The organism is Pseudoalteromonas rubra (assembly GCF_000238295.3).
In the GTDB taxonomy this organism is placed as follows: Bacteria; Pseudomonadota; Gammaproteobacteria; order Enterobacterales; family Alteromonadaceae; genus Pseudoalteromonas; species Pseudoalteromonas rubra.
In genome coordinates this window covers 227,153-241,778 of sequence record NZ_AHCD03000034.1, presented here as the reverse complement: position 1 = coordinate 241,778, position 14,626 = coordinate 227,153, and the positions used below count along the sequence as shown (strand labels likewise).

General features: G+C 49.3%; 15 protein-coding genes. 10 read left to right on the top strand and 5 right to left on the bottom strand.

What is annotated here, in order from left to right; translation table 11 throughout:
- Nucleotides 1-95: 95 nt before the first annotated feature.
- The 5 genes from PRUB_RS10345 to fliK all read right to left on the bottom strand — a co-directional run bounded on the left by PRUB_RS10345 (nt 96) and on the right by fliK (nt 6,636).
- Entirely contained in the window at nt 96-824 is a 729-nt protein-coding gene (locus PRUB_RS10345) for a hypothetical protein (protein ID WP_155946249.1), read from the bottom strand.
- Nucleotides 825-864: 40 nt separating this feature from the next.
- Nucleotides 865-1,242: a hypothetical protein gene (locus tag PRUB_RS10340; protein ID WP_010385715.1), complete on the bottom strand. Its 378-nt coding sequence runs from the start codon at nt 1,240-1,242 to the stop codon at nt 865-867.
- 248 nt (nt 1,243-1,490) lie between these two features.
- Nucleotides 1,491-1,787: an EscU/YscU/HrcU family type III secretion system export apparatus switch protein gene (locus PRUB_RS10335; protein ID WP_010385716.1), complete on the bottom strand. Its 297-nt coding sequence runs from the start codon at nt 1,785-1,787 to the stop codon at nt 1,491-1,493.
- 110 nt (nt 1,788-1,897) lie between these two features.
- On the bottom strand, nt 1,898-3,859 hold the full coding sequence (locus tag PRUB_RS10330; RefSeq protein ID WP_010385717.1) for an amidohydrolase: 1,962 nt from the start codon (nt 3,857-3,859) through the stop codon (nt 1,898-1,900).
- A gap of 125 nt (nt 3,860-3,984) precedes the next feature.
- Nucleotides 3,985-6,636 (bottom strand): flagellar hook-length control protein FliK, encoded by a 2,652-nt coding sequence (gene fliK / locus PRUB_RS10325; protein ID WP_010385718.1) that lies wholly within the window; start codon nt 6,634-6,636, stop codon nt 3,985-3,987.
- 104 nt (nt 6,637-6,740) lie between these two features.
- Between fliK and ccmA the strand changes: the two genes are divergently transcribed.
- Genes ccmA through PRUB_RS10275 form a run of 10 tightly spaced genes read left to right on the top strand, consistent with a single transcriptional unit; the run spans nt 6,741 to nt 14,476 of the window.
- Complete coding sequence (gene ccmA, locus PRUB_RS10320; RefSeq protein WP_081694295.1) at nt 6,741-7,364, top strand: cytochrome c biogenesis heme-transporting ATPase CcmA; 624 nt, start codon at nt 6,741-6,743, stop codon at nt 7,362-7,364.
- On the top strand, nt 7,364-8,050 hold the full coding sequence (ccmB, locus tag PRUB_RS10315; RefSeq protein WP_010385720.1) for a heme exporter protein CcmB: 687 nt from the start codon (nt 7,364-7,366) through the stop codon (nt 8,048-8,050). The genes ccmA and ccmB overlap by 1 nt, the downstream gene beginning before the upstream one ends.
- A 1-nt stretch (nt 8,051) precedes the next feature.
- A complete protein-coding gene (locus PRUB_RS10310; RefSeq protein WP_010385721.1) occupies nt 8,052-8,789 on the top strand; it encodes a heme ABC transporter permease in 738 nt (245 codons plus the stop codon).
- Nucleotides 8,790-8,791: 2 nt separating this feature from the next.
- Complete coding sequence (gene ccmD / locus PRUB_RS10305; protein ID WP_010385722.1) at nt 8,792-8,998, top strand: heme exporter protein CcmD; 207 nt, start codon at nt 8,792-8,794, stop codon at nt 8,996-8,998.
- Nucleotides 8,995-9,474 carry a cytochrome c maturation protein CcmE gene (ccmE, locus tag PRUB_RS10300; RefSeq protein WP_010385724.1) on the top strand — a complete coding sequence of 160 codons (480 nt, stop codon included), beginning with the start codon at nt 8,995-8,997 and terminating at the stop codon, nt 9,472-9,474. The genes ccmD and ccmE overlap by 4 nt, the downstream gene beginning before the upstream one ends.
- 1 nt (nt 9,475) lies before the next feature.
- Nucleotides 9,476-11,431: a heme lyase CcmF/NrfE family subunit gene (locus PRUB_RS10295; RefSeq protein ID WP_010385725.1), complete on the top strand. Its 1,956-nt coding sequence runs from the start codon at nt 9,476-9,478 to the stop codon at nt 11,429-11,431.
- On the top strand, nt 11,431-12,003 hold the full coding sequence (locus PRUB_RS10290; protein WP_010385726.1) for a redoxin family protein: 573 nt from the start codon (nt 11,431-11,433) through the stop codon (nt 12,001-12,003). The genes PRUB_RS10295 and PRUB_RS10290 overlap by 1 nt, the downstream gene beginning before the upstream one ends.
- Complete coding sequence (locus PRUB_RS10285; protein ID WP_010385727.1) at nt 12,000-12,473, top strand: cytochrome c-type biogenesis protein; 474 nt, start codon at nt 12,000-12,002, stop codon at nt 12,471-12,473. The genes PRUB_RS10290 and PRUB_RS10285 overlap by 4 nt, the downstream gene beginning before the upstream one ends.
- On the top strand, nt 12,470-13,744 hold the full coding sequence (gene ccmI / locus PRUB_RS10280) for a c-type cytochrome biogenesis protein CcmI (protein WP_010385728.1): 1,275 nt from the start codon (nt 12,470-12,472) through the stop codon (nt 13,742-13,744). Before PRUB_RS10285 ends, ccmI begins: the two co-directional genes overlap by 4 nt.
- Nucleotides 13,745-14,476 (top strand): MlaA family lipoprotein, encoded by a 732-nt coding sequence (locus PRUB_RS10275; protein WP_010385729.1) that lies wholly within the window; start codon nt 13,745-13,747, stop codon nt 14,474-14,476.
- Nucleotides 14,477-14,626: the final 150 nt, after the last annotated feature.

Below are 14,626 nucleotides of genomic sequence, written 5' to 3'. Positions count from 1 at the left end.
GTCTCAGCGATGAAATTCAGTTGTTAAAAAAGTAACCCAGAATAACATAGCGCAAAAGTGTGTAACAAAAATGGAGTACAGGCAAAGCAGCCCTATCATTCTGATGGTAAGGCTTCCACAGGTAAACGAGTATGCAGCATAGTGAGCTGTTTGTCGGCTTCTTCTCTCACCCAAAGGGTTAACCCATAGTTGGCCAGATAACTCAGGTGCTGTTCAATCTGAGGTGCATCCTTGATTTCCAATAATCTCACTAACGCTTCCTCCTGCACATCTTCGTGTTGTGATGTCAGATAAGGTATGAGCGCATCGAGATGTTCAGGTTGCAGTACATTTTCCAGTGAGATCAGTAAATCTTCTTGTAACAGGGCATCAAGTGTTTGTGATTGGTTCAGAATCTTATTCGCATGCGCGAAGAGTAACTCTGGTTGTTTTAAGAGTAACGCTTGCTCAGTTAAGGTCAGTAAATCATGGGGTTGTTCAGTGGAGGCGAAGCGTTTATTCAGCTCGTCTTTCAGATTTGTGAGCGACTGACCGATCAGCTGAGTAGAGGGCACTGAAGCGAGTTGGGCTGTTTGTGGATCAAGCATGATGTTGGGTTGCTTAACCGTGTTTTTCTGAACCGTTGGCGCTGGTTGTTGAACAACATGATTGTCAATGGGCGCACGGACAACACTATGGCAAGTATGATTATTTGATGTGACCGGTTGCGTGGCGGGCGTTACCCAGTTGAGTGCCATGAGTCCATGAATTACCAGACTCACTACGGCGATAAATGCGACTTTGCTCATCAGGAATACTTTGAGTTGTTTTCGTTTGAGTGACACAGGGAAGCACATTGACGAGTCTGCCCTGTGTGGTTAGCTATTAGCACTGTGGCTCATTTTTACTCACAGAGACGTAGTAATAGTTTTGCATATTACCATGTCGAGTAATGTCCAGCTTTAGCCATTTTCGTTTGCCAATCTTCCCCTTGCGGTAACTAAACCGTGTGTCCTGTACATCGAAGCGGCAACGATTTGAGTCACATTTTAGCTGTGCAGTTTCTCCGGACTTAACTTGCTTTTTACTGTGGGGTGAAAACATCGAGCTGTCTGAACTGTTGTAAGAGGCTACTTGCACCCACTCAATAGTTGTGCAGTTTTTGACTCTGAAGCGCTTTGCTTCTGCCGGAGCTGAAGTTGCCAGAGTACCCAAAGCGCCAATCACCAGCGCTGTATTTATGAATAGTTTGATGTGTGACATGGTATTTTCCTCTACCGTTTTTGTTTTAGGTGATATGTCCTGTGGGACGCAGCAAGCTTATAAAAGCCGGGTAGCAGGCGCATTCAATTGACCGACAAACTCAGTCAGTGACACGCCAGGAGAAGAAAAAATTACGATATATGTCAGGATTTTAAATGAGATGTCGTTAATTTATATGCGGTGCAGAGGGGCCTGGAGCGCGAGCAAGACGCGCGCATTTCGATATGTGGTGTTTGATAATGGCATGCTCAGGCTTTGATATTCAATTTGCCCTGAAAGTGTTTCCAACCTGGAGGAAATTTACCACGCAAAACGTAGGAAAAAGCAATGAGCTCTGCAATCACATAATACAGTTCTTTGGGGATTTCTTCGTGCAGGTCGAGCTGGCTGAGCGTTTGAACGAGCGTGGCATCTTCGTGTATCATGATGTCTTTTTCTTTGGCGAGTGCAATGATCTCTTCGGCCAGTTCGCCAAAGCCCTTACAGACGACTTCGGGTGACTTACCGGCTTCATATAACAAGCCAATGGCGGTTTTTTGTTCCATAAGGTTCAACTACATCAACATCACTCTTATCAAAGTAGCATGTAACACGCGGGGAGGCCATCAGTTTACAAGCCCTTATCCGGATAAACTGCCGGATAAGGGCAAACAATTTAGCGTTGATAACACAGTCGGCCATTCACCCAGGTTTGATGAACTGGCACATCCCTCAGCCCCTCGGCGGGACGCGTTAAGGGATCTTCATCAAGTATGGTCAGATCGGCTTGCTTACCCACGACCAGCTCCCCAATCAGGTGATCCATATGACATTGCCAGGCGGCATCATAAGTCGCGGCACGCAGTGCCTGTGCCATAGTTGCACACTCCTGCTCATTGAGGATCGGTGGGTGACCATTGCGATAGGCCTCTTCCGGGGCGTCTTCCATCATGCGGGTTACCGCTTGTTCCATCATACGCAGTGGTCCAATAGGAGAGACAAAATGATCACTGTGTAGGGTATAGCGAAGTGCGTGCTGGCTTGCGGAGGCTGTACGGTCCAGGTGTTCAACCACTGGCTGCTCAGGAAACACTTTATGCTTGAAAGTGTAACCCCAGTAACCGACATGTCCGATCAAGAAGCTCGGTGACAGCCCAAGGTAGTCCATATCAGCTAAGTTTTGGTCACTCAGTAAAGAAGCGTGCTCGATACGGTGGCGTTTTTCGAGGCCTGCTTTTTCCTGGTTGTTGAGTACATCACGATAAGCCAGGATGGTGTTATCTATGGCATGCGTTCCATTGGCGTGGATCATCAACGGCCAGCCTCGCTCGACCAATTCGGTCACAAGGACCCTGAATGGAGACTCTACTTCATGATCCGCTTCACCTGCCGGTGGGTTGAAATTCCATACACCATTGGGGTAAGTGTCATTGATATTGTTGTCAGGGAATAGATACTTGGTCAGCTGGTACCCGGTCAGACCCTGATTGGAGCCGTCACTGACGATTTTTGCATTGGCAATATTGAACCAGTCGGTATGGTAATGGGCCGGCTTGGTTGGGGTGATCTTAGTCCATTGATCGGGACCGGTATAAAACAATGCACCACCCAGTCGTAACCCGGCAAGGCCACTGGAGGCCATCTTACTCAATATCTCCAGTTCAGCATTTTTTAAAGACGCACCGAGCGCGGCATCCCACATCAGGGTTACGCCCCGTGACAATGCGAGTTTAAAGATCTTTTGCAGGTTACCGAATAGGTCCGTAATCCCTTTAGGGTGCTCCAAAAAATACTGTTCCAGCGCGACTTTAATGACCGGACCTATCTCATCAGATTCAAGTAATATACCGTTTCCAGTCGCAGGTTGCTTGGTTGCATTCAGCGCATTGGTATTGACGTAAGCAACGTGACCGGATGCATTCATAATAAAAATGCACAGGTCTTTTCTGTCAGCCTGATCATTGATTTTATCCAGGTCATCTTTTGTGAAGTCCTGCCAGGGAGTTGGGCTCACTGTTCCGTCAGCAGACGTTGTTGTAATGGGGTTGAATTGACTGGGATCGACGCCAAAAGCTAACAGCCATTTACGGTTTTTTGGTAACTCTCGGGCGGCTTCAATCAAAGTAGTTGATACCGACTGTTTGTTGTATTCCCAGCCTATCAGATATTGGTCGTCGCCATGACCACCACTTTCAACTCCTTTTCTGAACGGTGCCAGCTGCACCCAGGCGTTAAAAGAGGCAGTAGGTGTCAGGTGGACATGGGGCTCAATCAGTCCGGGTAGCAGACATGCCCCTTGTAAATCCTCTGGGTCAGCGTCCGGGTAAAGGCTTTGACATTGAGCCCGACTGCCCGTGTGGACTATCTGACCATGTTTGATGACTACCGCTTCTGCGGTCTTGGTTACATCGCCGTTTTCAAGTGTCCGAATGGTACCGCCGTAAAAAATCTTGTGTTGCTGGGGTGGCCTGACAAACTGGTTGGCAATGTAATCATCGATATAATGTTCTGCGGCAACCAGTAGTTTATCGAGATTGAAAACCCCTTTTTCTGATTGGCTGCTATCCCCTTGTACTGCATGGCCAAACAGCTGGTAATTACAACAGGCACAGCCAAGGTGCGGATGATGTGAAGACATAGCGTTCTCCTTTGCATATGTGATGTAGTGTTAGGCAAGTGAGTTCTTGCGCTATAAACGTAGAACATCTATGCAAAAGTGAAAGCAGGTCGATTTTCTTTGCATTCCGGGTAGTAAAAATTGAGTTACACCTGAATACTGACGATGGCGTGGCTGTCGTAAAAGCGCTTTACCTGCGAGGCATCCTCGCGTAATTCGATTTCACCAACTTGAAGACCATGCGCGGCCAGCTTGCTGCGCAACGCATCCAGATGCGGTTGTGCTAGCTGGCAGACAGAGGCACTATCACCCACTATCTCACAGTCAACGGCTTTGTCCATCAGCTCAGCCTGAACGCTTAACTGGCCGAGCTTGGCATAATCAAAGTTGAGCCGTACAAACCAGACTTGTTTTTCTGGCATATTGGCCTTGGCTGGCTTCTTGTATTTGCCAATTTGTAGCTCACTTTGGCGGCATTCCTGTGGCAATTTGAGCGGCATAAACAAGTTGATCAGCAACTGGCTCTCGCTGTCAAATTTCTGTGCCAACGGCGCCGGGCTGGCATTCGTAGCCAGGTTGTTTTGCAGCAGCGCCAGGTCGTCCATCAGACTGGACTGTGCCTGTTGTGTTACCGCCTGAATAAACTGACTGGGTGCAGAGAGTTTAGTGCCGGGTTGCAGTGTGTCGACCAGCGCGGCAACGCGCTGTTCTATGCTGGTTTGCGGCGTCATAGTGTCAGTCCTGGCTGCCAGTTGGGTGCCTAATAAGGTTACTATGAGTTTGTCCAGCGCTTGTGCAAAGCTGCTATTGGGCAGAGCAGGTTGAAGCTGGCTGGCCAAAGCGGGAAGCCGGGCAAACAGCTCATGGCTCACTTGCTCTGGTGAGTGTCGCGTTTCGTCCATCATCTTACTGAAGGCCTGATGGACCAGACGCATCAGGTCGGCAGACTGTGGGTTACGAAATTGCTGGGTTGCTGACAGGGTTTCACTGAGCTGCTGTTGCAGCGGTGGGCCCGATTGGCTCGGGGCTGCCTCAGCCTGGCGTAAGGTTTTACTCAGGATCTGGGCAATAGGCAAAGATAAACTGGGTTTTGTTATGGCCAGCTGTTCTGCTTTCGTCTGATTCATCTGACTCATCTGACTCATCTTGCCCTGTTGGTGGTCAATGGGTCTGCCTGGTATCTCTGCTGTAACAGGCTGACCAGTTGCCCCTTCTGTTAAAGCCATGGCTTGCTGTACTTGCGGACTGATTATCTGCTGGGCGTTATACGGTTTAGATTGCTGAGGCACGACAGCCGAAAATACCTGCTGTAGCAGTTCAAGGCGTTGGGAAAATGCGTTTGACGCTGATGACGCTGGAAAGGCTGTAGGCACCGGTTTGTTATTTGCAGAGGAACCAGTGGTTTGCGGGCTTTTGGTCTCTGTGGCAGGGACCATTTTGCTTAATGCCGCAGACGTTTGCGGTGTTGCCTGAGCCGACTTGCTTTGAGGGCTCGTTGTTGCTGTCGGTGTCGGCGCCGCGCTGCGTTCAGCAGTTGGACTGTTTTTAGTTGCAGCAGAGGGGGGCTGCAAGCTGTCTTTAGTGTTGCTTGCTTTTGTAATGTTAGTAAATACTCGCTCTACATTATCAAGCAGCTGTAATAGAGGCTGGCTGTGTACCGGCGTCATACTTTTCAGAACCAGGGCGGTATTATTCGCGGTCATCTGGGGTAAAGCGGCGCTGGGTGAGTGGGGCTTTGCTTGTGGCGCTTGCGTGGTGCCCGGTGTTTGAGGCGCGCTTTTAGCTGAGTGAGCGGGTGTTGCATTGAAAAAGGGCCGTGACAGCCACTGACCTATGGCTTGTTTAACCGTCTGTTTTATGTCTGCCATCGATACATTGAGCAAAGGTTTGTCGTAATTGAGTGTCGATTTGGACCCTGCGGTGGTGCTGGTTGCCTGTTCCAGTTCATCGGCAAAACGGTGTGTAGCCAGATTGGGCAAGGCTTGTTGCAGCGGTGTGCTCAGCTTCACCTGTGTCGACTGCTTGGCAACACCGATTTGCAATCCGTCAGGTTGTGCTTTTAACTGGGCGTTAAACCAGCTATTAAGTTTCAGTCCACTCTCAGCGTGTGGGGTTTTTACTTCAACCTGCTGGTTGGCAAGCTGGAGTGTGGCACTGTTGCGACCCAGCTTAATTTTGGGCTGTTCTTGATTACCGAGTTGGGCAAGTAAAGAGGTAAGTTTGTGTTTACTTACCGGTGCTTTCATCAGCTCATCACCAAAGGTATTAAAAATCTGTAGTAGCAGGGTATTCTGCCGGGTACTCAGATTTGCGACGAGTTTATTCTCCTGTTTGAGTAAGTCAGCCAGGGCCGGGGGAACGGGTAACGCCAGGCCAATTTTGTCCAGCATTAAAGTCGCCTGATTGCCGCCTTTGAGCTGTGCGTCGAGTTGCAAGGCGCTTTGACCACCAAGCCCTTTGAGCAAGCTTAACAGGCTCAGCAATGTTTGCGCGGGTTTTATTTGTAGCTTTAACTCCGGGGTGCTGACTGTCAGTAAGGTACCGTCAGCGCTGAGTTTTATCTCAGCTTCAGGGAGTTTAAGTGGCTGCTGTAACTGACTCTGGCTGGCCAGTCGCACGCCTTGCCAGCGACCATCTATGGTGACTTCCATCTGAATGCTGTCGGGTTTTATTACCAGGTTGCGCGCATTGAAGGTTTGCTCAGCTGCCAGGGTGGGGTTTGCTGATGATCCGCGCTCATTAAGCTGTGAAGTGGCTAAATTTGCATTGTTTTGAATAGAAATCGTCGGCTTATTCATTATTTTAAATCAAATTTTCGTTGATCGGTCGCATCCAATTATTCGTATTACCCTACCATTATGATAGACTAACGCCCAATTTTTTAGCGTCAGAGAGTCGCGCCTTGCTAGAGATAAAGTCCGTCACGTGTGTTAAACAGGACCGCTGTTTGTTTGAGTCATTGAGTTTTTCGCTTCAGGCGGGTCAAATCATGCAAGTTGAAGGCCCAAATGGTGCAGGTAAAACGTCTTTATTACGTATCATTGCGGGTTTCGCCCGAGCCGACGAAGGCCAAATTTGCTTTGAAGGCCAGGATATCAGTCGGGATTACGACACCTTCGCTGAGTCCTTGCTGTTTATCGGTCATAAAACCGGGGTGAATCAGCAATTAACGGCCTACGAAAACGTGCAATATTGGTTGCAGGTACATGGCTACGGGGCTGACGAAGAGGAAGTCTATCCCTTATTAGGTCAGCTTGGACTGGTGGGTTTGGAAGATGTTCCGGTACGAACCCTTTCGGCGGGACAGCAACGCCGGGTTGCGCTGGTCAGGCTGTGGCTTAACAAGGCCCGCTTGTGGATCCTTGATGAGCCCTTCACTGCACTCGATAAAAAAGGCGTGGCACTGCTGCAACGGCAGTTTGAATCGCACCTTGCAAATGGCGGCGCCATTTTACTGACGACCCACCAGGATCTGACAACTCAGTTCAGCTCCCTGAAAACCCTGGCTCTGGAGTACCGCCATTAATGAAGGTTGAGCATTCTTATTGGCATTTATTTGTCGCTGTTTATCGTAAAGACGTGACTTTGGCGTTCCGTCAACGCGCCGAAATCGTTAACCCTCTTCTGTTTTTTCTGATAGTCATTTCGTTATTTCCGTTGGCAATTGGACCCGAACCGGCCTTGCTGGGGCGCATGGCTGCAGGTATCATTTGGGTAGCCGCGTTACTGTCTACTATGTTGGGTTTGGACAAGTTATTTCGCGATGATTATGCCGATGGATCGCTGGAGCAAATGATTGCTTCGCCATATCCTTTGTCTTTGTCTGTGTTGGCCAAGGTTGCCGCACACTGGACCATCACCGGATTGCCTATGGTGCTGATGGCACCTTTGTTTGCGCTGTTGATGAATCTCGACAGCCAGGCACTGGGCGCAACCATTCTGACTTTGTTGATTGGAACGCCTTTATTAAGTTTTATCGGTGCCATTGGCGCCGCGTTAACCGTGGGTTTGCAAAAAGGGGGCATTTTGATGAGTCTGCTTGTTTTGCCTTTGTATATTCCGGTTCTGATTTTCGCAACCTCTGCCATTGATACCGCCAGTATGTCGGTCGCTTATGGCGGACAACTTGCGATCCTTGGTGCCATGCTGGCCGTCGCCATTGTCACGGCACCAATTGCTATATCGTCAGCTTTAAGAGTGAGTGTAAGTTAAAATGTGGAAGTGGTTACATCCCTATGCCAAAGCGGAGCGTGCTTACCAATTGTGTAACACCTTGCTTCCGTACTTTGTTACCGTAACGGTGGTGTGTATCGCCGTCGGATGGATCTGGGGCCTGGCATTTGCCCCGGCAGATTATCAGCAAAAGGACAGCTATCGCATTATCTTTATTCACGTGCCTTCGGCCATTTTGTCTATGGGTGCGTATTCTTCTATGGCCATTGCTGCGATCGTTGCCCTGGTGTGGCAGATCCGTAATGCCGAACTCGCTGTGGTTGCAATTGCGCCAGTTGGTGCAGCTATGACCGCCATTGCACTTATCACCGGTGCTGCCTGGGGTAAACCTATGTGGGGTGCCTGGTGGGTATGGGATGCACGTTTAACCTCTGAGTTAATCCTATTGTTTTTGTACTTCGGGGTGCTGTCTTTATATCATGCTTTCGAAGACAAGAAGTCTGGTGGCAGAGCGGCCTGTATTCTGGCCATTGTCGGGGTGATTAACCTGCCAATTATTCATTTTTCTGTTGAGTGGTGGAACACCTTGCATCAGGGGTCAACCATTACCAAGTTTGATACGTCGGCCATCGATCCGTCTATGTTATGGCCGTTACTTATCAATATTTTAGGATTTGCTGCATTTGTCGGAGCACTGTCACTGGTACGCCTTAAAAATGAGATCCTTCAGGTCGAGAAGCACCGCCCCTGGGTGCGTCAGCTGGTTAGTCGAGGTTAAGTATGCAGTTTGAATCTTTGAGTGACTTTTTTCATATGGGTGGTTACGCCTTTTATGTGTGGCTGTCTTTTGGCAGTTGTGCTTTTATCCTGTTGGGATTGGTGTGGGCGTCGCTAAACGATGCCAAGCGCATTAAGCGTGAAGTAGCAGCACAAATTAAGCGTGAAGCGCGCATCAAGCAGGCCCGCGAAGAGGAGGTAAAAGCATGAACCCAAGACGTAAAAAACGCCTGTTTGCCGTTGTAGCCGTGATCTTCGGGATCGGCTCTGCCGTAGGTCTGACCCTGTATGCGTTGCAGGAAAATATCAATCTTTTCTATACTCCCAGTGAGCTAATTGAAGGTAAAGGGCCAGAGAAAGAGCTGCCTTATATCGGGCAAAAACTGCGCATTGGCGGTATGGTTGTGCCGGGCAGTGTGGATCGAGTTGAAACGTCTCTGGATGTGACCTTCAAGCTCATCGATACCGGTCCTATGGTAACCATTAAATACCACGGTATTTTACCTGACCTGTTCCGTGAAGGTCAGGGGATTGTTGCGCAGGGGACACTGGTTGAACCTAATGTCATTGAAGCATTTGAAGTGTTGGCAAAGCACGATGAAGAATATATGCCAGCTGAAATCGCTGAAGCAGTGAAAGGGATCAAGCATGAAAAACCTAAGTATAATTTAAACAGCGAGAACTAATATGATCCCTGAGATAGGTTATTTTTCATTGGTTCTGGCTATGGGCCTGAGCCTGCTGTTGTGTATTTTTCCTCTCTGGGGTGCTTATACCGGCAACTTGCGCCTGATGCGTACAGCCCCTTCGCTGGCTGTGGGTCAGTGTTTGCTGGTGTTGTTCTCTTTTGGTGTACTGATTTACATCACATTGACTGATGACTTTACCGTTGCTTATGTGGCGCATCATTCTTCCAGCACGCTGCCTTGGTACTACAAAGTCACCTCGACCTGGGGAGGCCATGAAGGCGCTATCCTGCTGTGGTTGGTGATGCAGGCAAGCTGGACGGCATTAGTTGCTATGATGTCTAAGTCTTTGCCCTGGGTGCTGCGCGCGCGCGTACTTGGCGTGCTGGGTTTCCTGGGTGTTGGCTTTATGCTCTACACCTTGTGGATGTCGAGCCCGTTTGAGCGACTATTACCTTATTATCCGGTTGAAGGCCGTGACCTTAATCCACTGTTGCAAGATCCGGGGATGATCATTCACCCACCTCTGCTTTATATGGGCTATGTGGGATTATCTGTGTCTTTCTCTTTTGCTATCGCAGCCCTTTTGACAGGCAAGCTGGACAATACCTGGGCCAAATGGTCGCGTCCGTGGACAATGGCAGCCTGGGGCTTTTTAACCCTGGGTATTACCATCGGCAGCTGGTGGGCTTATGCAGAGCTTGGCTGGGGCGGCTGGTGGTTCTGGGATCCGGTTGAAAATGCGTCGTTAATGCCCTGGTTGGTTGCAACGGCGTTATTGCACTCTCTGGCTATTACAGAGAAGCGAGGCTTATTTAAATCCTGGACTGTGTTATTAGCCATCGCGGCCTTTAGCTTGTGTCTGTTAGGCACCTTTATCGTCCGCTCCGGCATTATTGTCTCTGTACACGCTTTCGCGACAGATCCGGATCGTGGATTGTTTATTCTGTCTTTCCTCGCTTTAGTGGTTGGTGGTAGTTTGGCACTGTACGGGCTGCGTGTCAGCCAGGTTTATAGCGAAGGTCGTTATAAACTGGTGTCACGTGAAGTCGGGCTATGGGTGAATAATATTTTCCTGGTTGTGGCAACACTGATTGTATTACTGGGTACCTTATTACCTATGATCCATAAAGAGCTGGGACTGGGGTCAATCTCCATTGGCGTGCCGTTCTTTAATCAGATGTTTGCGATTCTGATTGTGCCGTTTGCCATCTTAATGGGCATGGCGCCTATGCTGCGCTGGAAACAAAACAAGTTGCCACCCCTGGCCAAAAAGTGGGTGGGCATTTTGGTTGCGACCATAGTGATCACCAGTGCCTGGTTGTTCTCCAGCTTTGATGAAATCAGCACGCTTACTTACCTGGCTACGGCACTGGCGGTGTGGATCTGTATCGCCACGGTAGTCGACCTGGTAGAAAAAGTCAGTGTTCATCCAAGTACAGCACAGGGCCTGAAGCGCCTGGGTATGAGCTATTGGGCGATGGTGCTGGGTCATGTGGGTATTGCGTTCGTGATTGCCAGTGTGACTCTGACCTCTGCGTATTCAGTAGAGCGTTCAGTAGTGATGAAAAAAGGTGAAATCGCAACGCTTAATGATTACGAGTATCGCTTTGAAGGGGTAAACGAGATCCGTGGCCCTAACTATGGCGGCCATGCTGGCGAAGTCACCGTGTTCAAAGACGGTGAGTACGTGACCTTACTGCATGCAGAGAAGCGCTTGTACGATGTGGGTATGCAATTTATGACTGAAGCCGCGATTGACGATGGTTTCTTCCGCGACCTGTATCTGGCGCTGGGCGAATCTATGGGTAATGGTGCCTGGTCACTGCGTATCTATCACAAGCCTTATGTTCGCTGGATGTGGCTGGGTGGTATCCTGATCTCCCTGGCTGGTTTTATTGTTCTGGCCGATAAACGTTATCGTCGTCGCAAGCAAACCTCTGTGGAGCATGCATAATGAACAAGAAGTTTTTAGGCCTGGTGCCACTGCTGATTTTTGTGTTGTTGTGCGTGTTCTTGTATCAGGGCTTGTTTGGCAACCCAAGAGAGCTGCAAACCGGCCGACTGGGCCAGACTATGCCTGCGTTTGAGCTGCCAGATTTGATGGATGAGCAAAAGCGCTGGACAGATCAGGACCTGCTGGGTGAGGTGTACCTGCTAAACGTATGGGGCACCTGGTGCCCAACCTGTATTGCGGAGCTTGGTTATCTTACTGAGCTGCGCGAGCAGGGCGTGCGGATCATTGGCTTGTACTACGAGCAGGCCTATGATCCCGATTTCGGCGATCAGTTTGATATCAATTACCTGCGTACCGATGTCCAGCAAATGTTGGCACGGGCAGGGGACCCTTACCAGTTTAATATTCTGGATTTAGAGCGCACATTAGCGCTGGATTTGGGGGTTTCCGGCGCACCGGAAACTTTCCTCGTAGATAAAAACGGTAAGATTATTTTGCACCACACTGGCGATATTAATCCTCGGGTATGGCGCAGCAAATTTGCTCCGGCAATTCAGGAGTTGCAACCATGAAAAAACTAATGCTGGCGTTGGCATTACTGGCTGGCCTGTGGTCGCTCAGTGCCAATGCTGTTGAAGATAAGTACCAGTTCAAAGATGCGGAAAGAGAGCAAACCTTTAAAGAGCTGGTACAGGAACTCAGATGTCCAAAATGTCAGAACCAGAACATCGCTGATTCTGACGCGGTGGTTGCGAAAGACTTACGTGACCGTGTGCTGGATATGGTTCATGAAGGTAAATCTAAGCAGGAAGTGATTGATTTTATGATCGATCGTTACGGCTATTTTGTTCATTACCAGCCACCTGTCACACCTGCCACGATTGTATTGTGGGTCATGCCTGTGGTGATCCTGGTGTTGGGTTTTGGTTTTATTGTATTCAGACAGAAAAAAGCAGCACGTAAACAAAGCTGGAGCCCTGAAGATGAGCAAAAGCTGGCGGAGCTTATCAAACAAAGCCAGCGTAAGGAGCGTACTTCATGAATGAAATGATGCAAATGTGGGGGTTATTTGCGCTCTTGACTGTGCTCGCTGCGTTGTTCGTGGTGATGCCGTTTTTCCGCCGCGATAAGCTGGTTGCGGTAGATCATGATGCCAATGCCGAACGCATTGATATTTATCAGCAACGTTTGCAGGAGCTGGCGGATGAGCTGGCCAATCAGCGCATTGATCAGAGCAGTCACGATGAATCTGTACTGGAAATGAAACGTCGCTTGCTCAACGAATTGTCACCAGAGCGCACGCTGGATACTCGAGGTAATAACCTGGTATTGGCGGGTACGGGCGTGGCATTTCTATTGGTTGTCAGTGCGGTATTTTATTCTTTTACCGGCAGTCAGAAGCAAATCTCAGACTGGTATAAAGCCATTGATATGCTCCCTGAATACGGCCAGCGTGCTGTAATGCAAACTGGCGATCCCCTAAGCCCTAATGAACTTCAGGCGTTTGCTTTGGGTCTGCGCACTAAACTGGCCAACAGCGGTGATGATGCCGTTGCCTGGATGCTGTTAGGTCGTGTTGCAATGTCGCTCAATGACTTCGAAATGGCGATGCAGGCATTCGATAAAGCGCTGGAGATGCAACCGAACAACAGTAATGTCAAGGTGAGCTATGCTCAGGCGTTATTGGTTGAAGGGTCAGAGAATGCGATGAACCGTGCCGCACGTATGTTGTCTCAGGTACTGCAACGTGAGCCGCGTAACATTGATGCAATTTCTTTACTGGCGCTGATCGCTTATGAGCGTCAGGACTGGAAAGAATCTAAGGCGGCGTTCGAAGTCTTGCTGGCATCGATGACGCAGGATGATCCACGTTATGCGATGATCAAACAGCGTATTACGGATTTAGACCAAAAGCTGAGCAGCGCGCAAGTTGCACAGCCTGCAATGCCTGAAAATGGCTTGCAAGTGTCGGTTTCCCTGGCAAACGAGCTGGCTGACAAAATACCTGAGAATTCCACTTTGTTTGTCTTTGCCAAAGCTGCACAAGGTCCTCCTATGCCATTGGCGGTGGCCAAACTTACAGATTTTAACTTGCCATTGAGTGTCAATTTGGACGATAGTATGGCGATGATGCCTAACCTCAAGCTGTCAGGGTTTAAAGAAGTGGTTGTTACGGCGCGTATTTCAGTGGATGGCAACGTGGCTCTGCAGAGCGGTGAGCTTGAAGGTGCGACTCAGACCATTACGATGACCCCGGAAGCACAGCAGGTTGCGGTTACTATCAGTCGTGTTATAACCAGCACAGGAAGCTAAATGTATAAAAAACTCGTTGGCGCCGCTTTGGCGCTAATTTTATCCGGGTGTGCGCAAGTCCCCGAAGAAAAACAAGATCCGCGCGATCCACTACAGTCGCTCAACCGACCGTTGTATGACTTTAATATGGATGTACTGGATGCCTATATCCTGCGCCCGGCTGCGAAAGGCTACATCGCCATTACGCCTGCGCCGGTCCGCAGTAGTCTGGTAAACTTTACCACTAACCTGTCAGCGCCTACGGACGCGGTTAACGCGGCCTTACAGGCAAAGCCTGGTGATGCAGGTGTCAACGTGGCGCGTTTTCTGGTTAACTCAACGGTGGGTATTTTCGGCCTGTTTGATGTCGCCAAATCGCTGGGTTTGGAACACAAAGACGAAGATTTTGGTCAAACCCTGGGTGTCTGGGGTGTAGGTGACGGCGCGTATTTGATGCTCCCGGGTTACGGTCCTTCAACGGTACGTAATCTATCCGGTGATATCGTCGACAATGTCGTTATTCCCAAAATTGCACTCACAACACCAGAAACCATTCTGGTATTTGCATTGCGTGCAGTGGAGGCCAGGGCTAGCCTGATGTCACAGGAAAAGCTGCTTAACGAGTCACTGGACCCTTATATTTTCTTCAAGGATGTCTATTTGCAGCGTCAGCTTTACGAACTCCACGATGGCAATCCGCCAATCGAAGAGGAGCCAGAGGAGTTTGATGAGGACTTCCTCGAAAACCTCTAAGCAGTTATTAAGCCGGTCCAGCATTCACTGACCGGCTTTTTTGTGACCGTCGCCAACCCCTCATGGGCTTTGAGTACCTGAAGTTCGCCCTTTCCTGAGAGAGATAAAAACTGAACCCACCTGAGTGGCCATAGACACTTTGTTGACATT

What these genes read in the sequence shown, in the direction of transcription:
- ccmE (WP_010385724.1), top strand. Translation starts at nt 8,995, where the DNA reads ATGAACCCAAGACGTAAAAAACGCCTGTTTGCCGTTGTAGCCGTGATC.
- fliK (WP_010385718.1), bottom strand. Translation starts at nt 6,636, where the DNA reads ATGAATAAGCCGACGATTTCTATTCAAAACAATGCAAATTTAGCCACT.
- ccmD (WP_010385722.1), top strand. Translation starts at nt 8,792, where the DNA reads ATGCAGTTTGAATCTTTGAGTGACTTTTTTCATATGGGTGGTTACGCC.
- PRUB_RS10335 (WP_010385716.1), bottom strand. Translation starts at nt 1,787, where the DNA reads ATGGAACAAAAAACCGCCATTGGCTTGTTATATGAAGCCGGTAAGTCA.
- ccmI (WP_010385728.1), top strand. Translation starts at nt 12,470, where the DNA reads ATGAATGAAATGATGCAAATGTGGGGGTTATTTGCGCTCTTGACTGTG.
- PRUB_RS10275 (WP_010385729.1), top strand. Translation starts at nt 13,745, where the DNA reads ATGTATAAAAAACTCGTTGGCGCCGCTTTGGCGCTAATTTTATCCGGG.
- ccmB (WP_010385720.1), top strand. Translation starts at nt 7,364, where the DNA reads ATGAAGGTTGAGCATTCTTATTGGCATTTATTTGTCGCTGTTTATCGT.
- PRUB_RS10310 (WP_010385721.1), top strand. Translation starts at nt 8,052, where the DNA reads ATGTGGAAGTGGTTACATCCCTATGCCAAAGCGGAGCGTGCTTACCAA.
- PRUB_RS10285 (WP_010385727.1), top strand. Translation starts at nt 12,000, where the DNA reads ATGAAAAAACTAATGCTGGCGTTGGCATTACTGGCTGGCCTGTGGTCG.
- PRUB_RS10295 (WP_010385725.1), top strand. Translation starts at nt 9,476, where the DNA reads ATGATCCCTGAGATAGGTTATTTTTCATTGGTTCTGGCTATGGGCCTG.
- PRUB_RS10340 (WP_010385715.1), bottom strand. Translation starts at nt 1,242, where the DNA reads ATGTCACACATCAAACTATTCATAAATACAGCGCTGGTGATTGGCGCT.
- PRUB_RS10290 (WP_010385726.1), top strand. Translation starts at nt 11,431, where the DNA reads ATGAACAAGAAGTTTTTAGGCCTGGTGCCACTGCTGATTTTTGTGTTG.
- PRUB_RS10330 (WP_010385717.1), bottom strand. Translation starts at nt 3,859, where the DNA reads ATGTCTTCACATCATCCGCACCTTGGCTGTGCCTGTTGTAATTACCAG.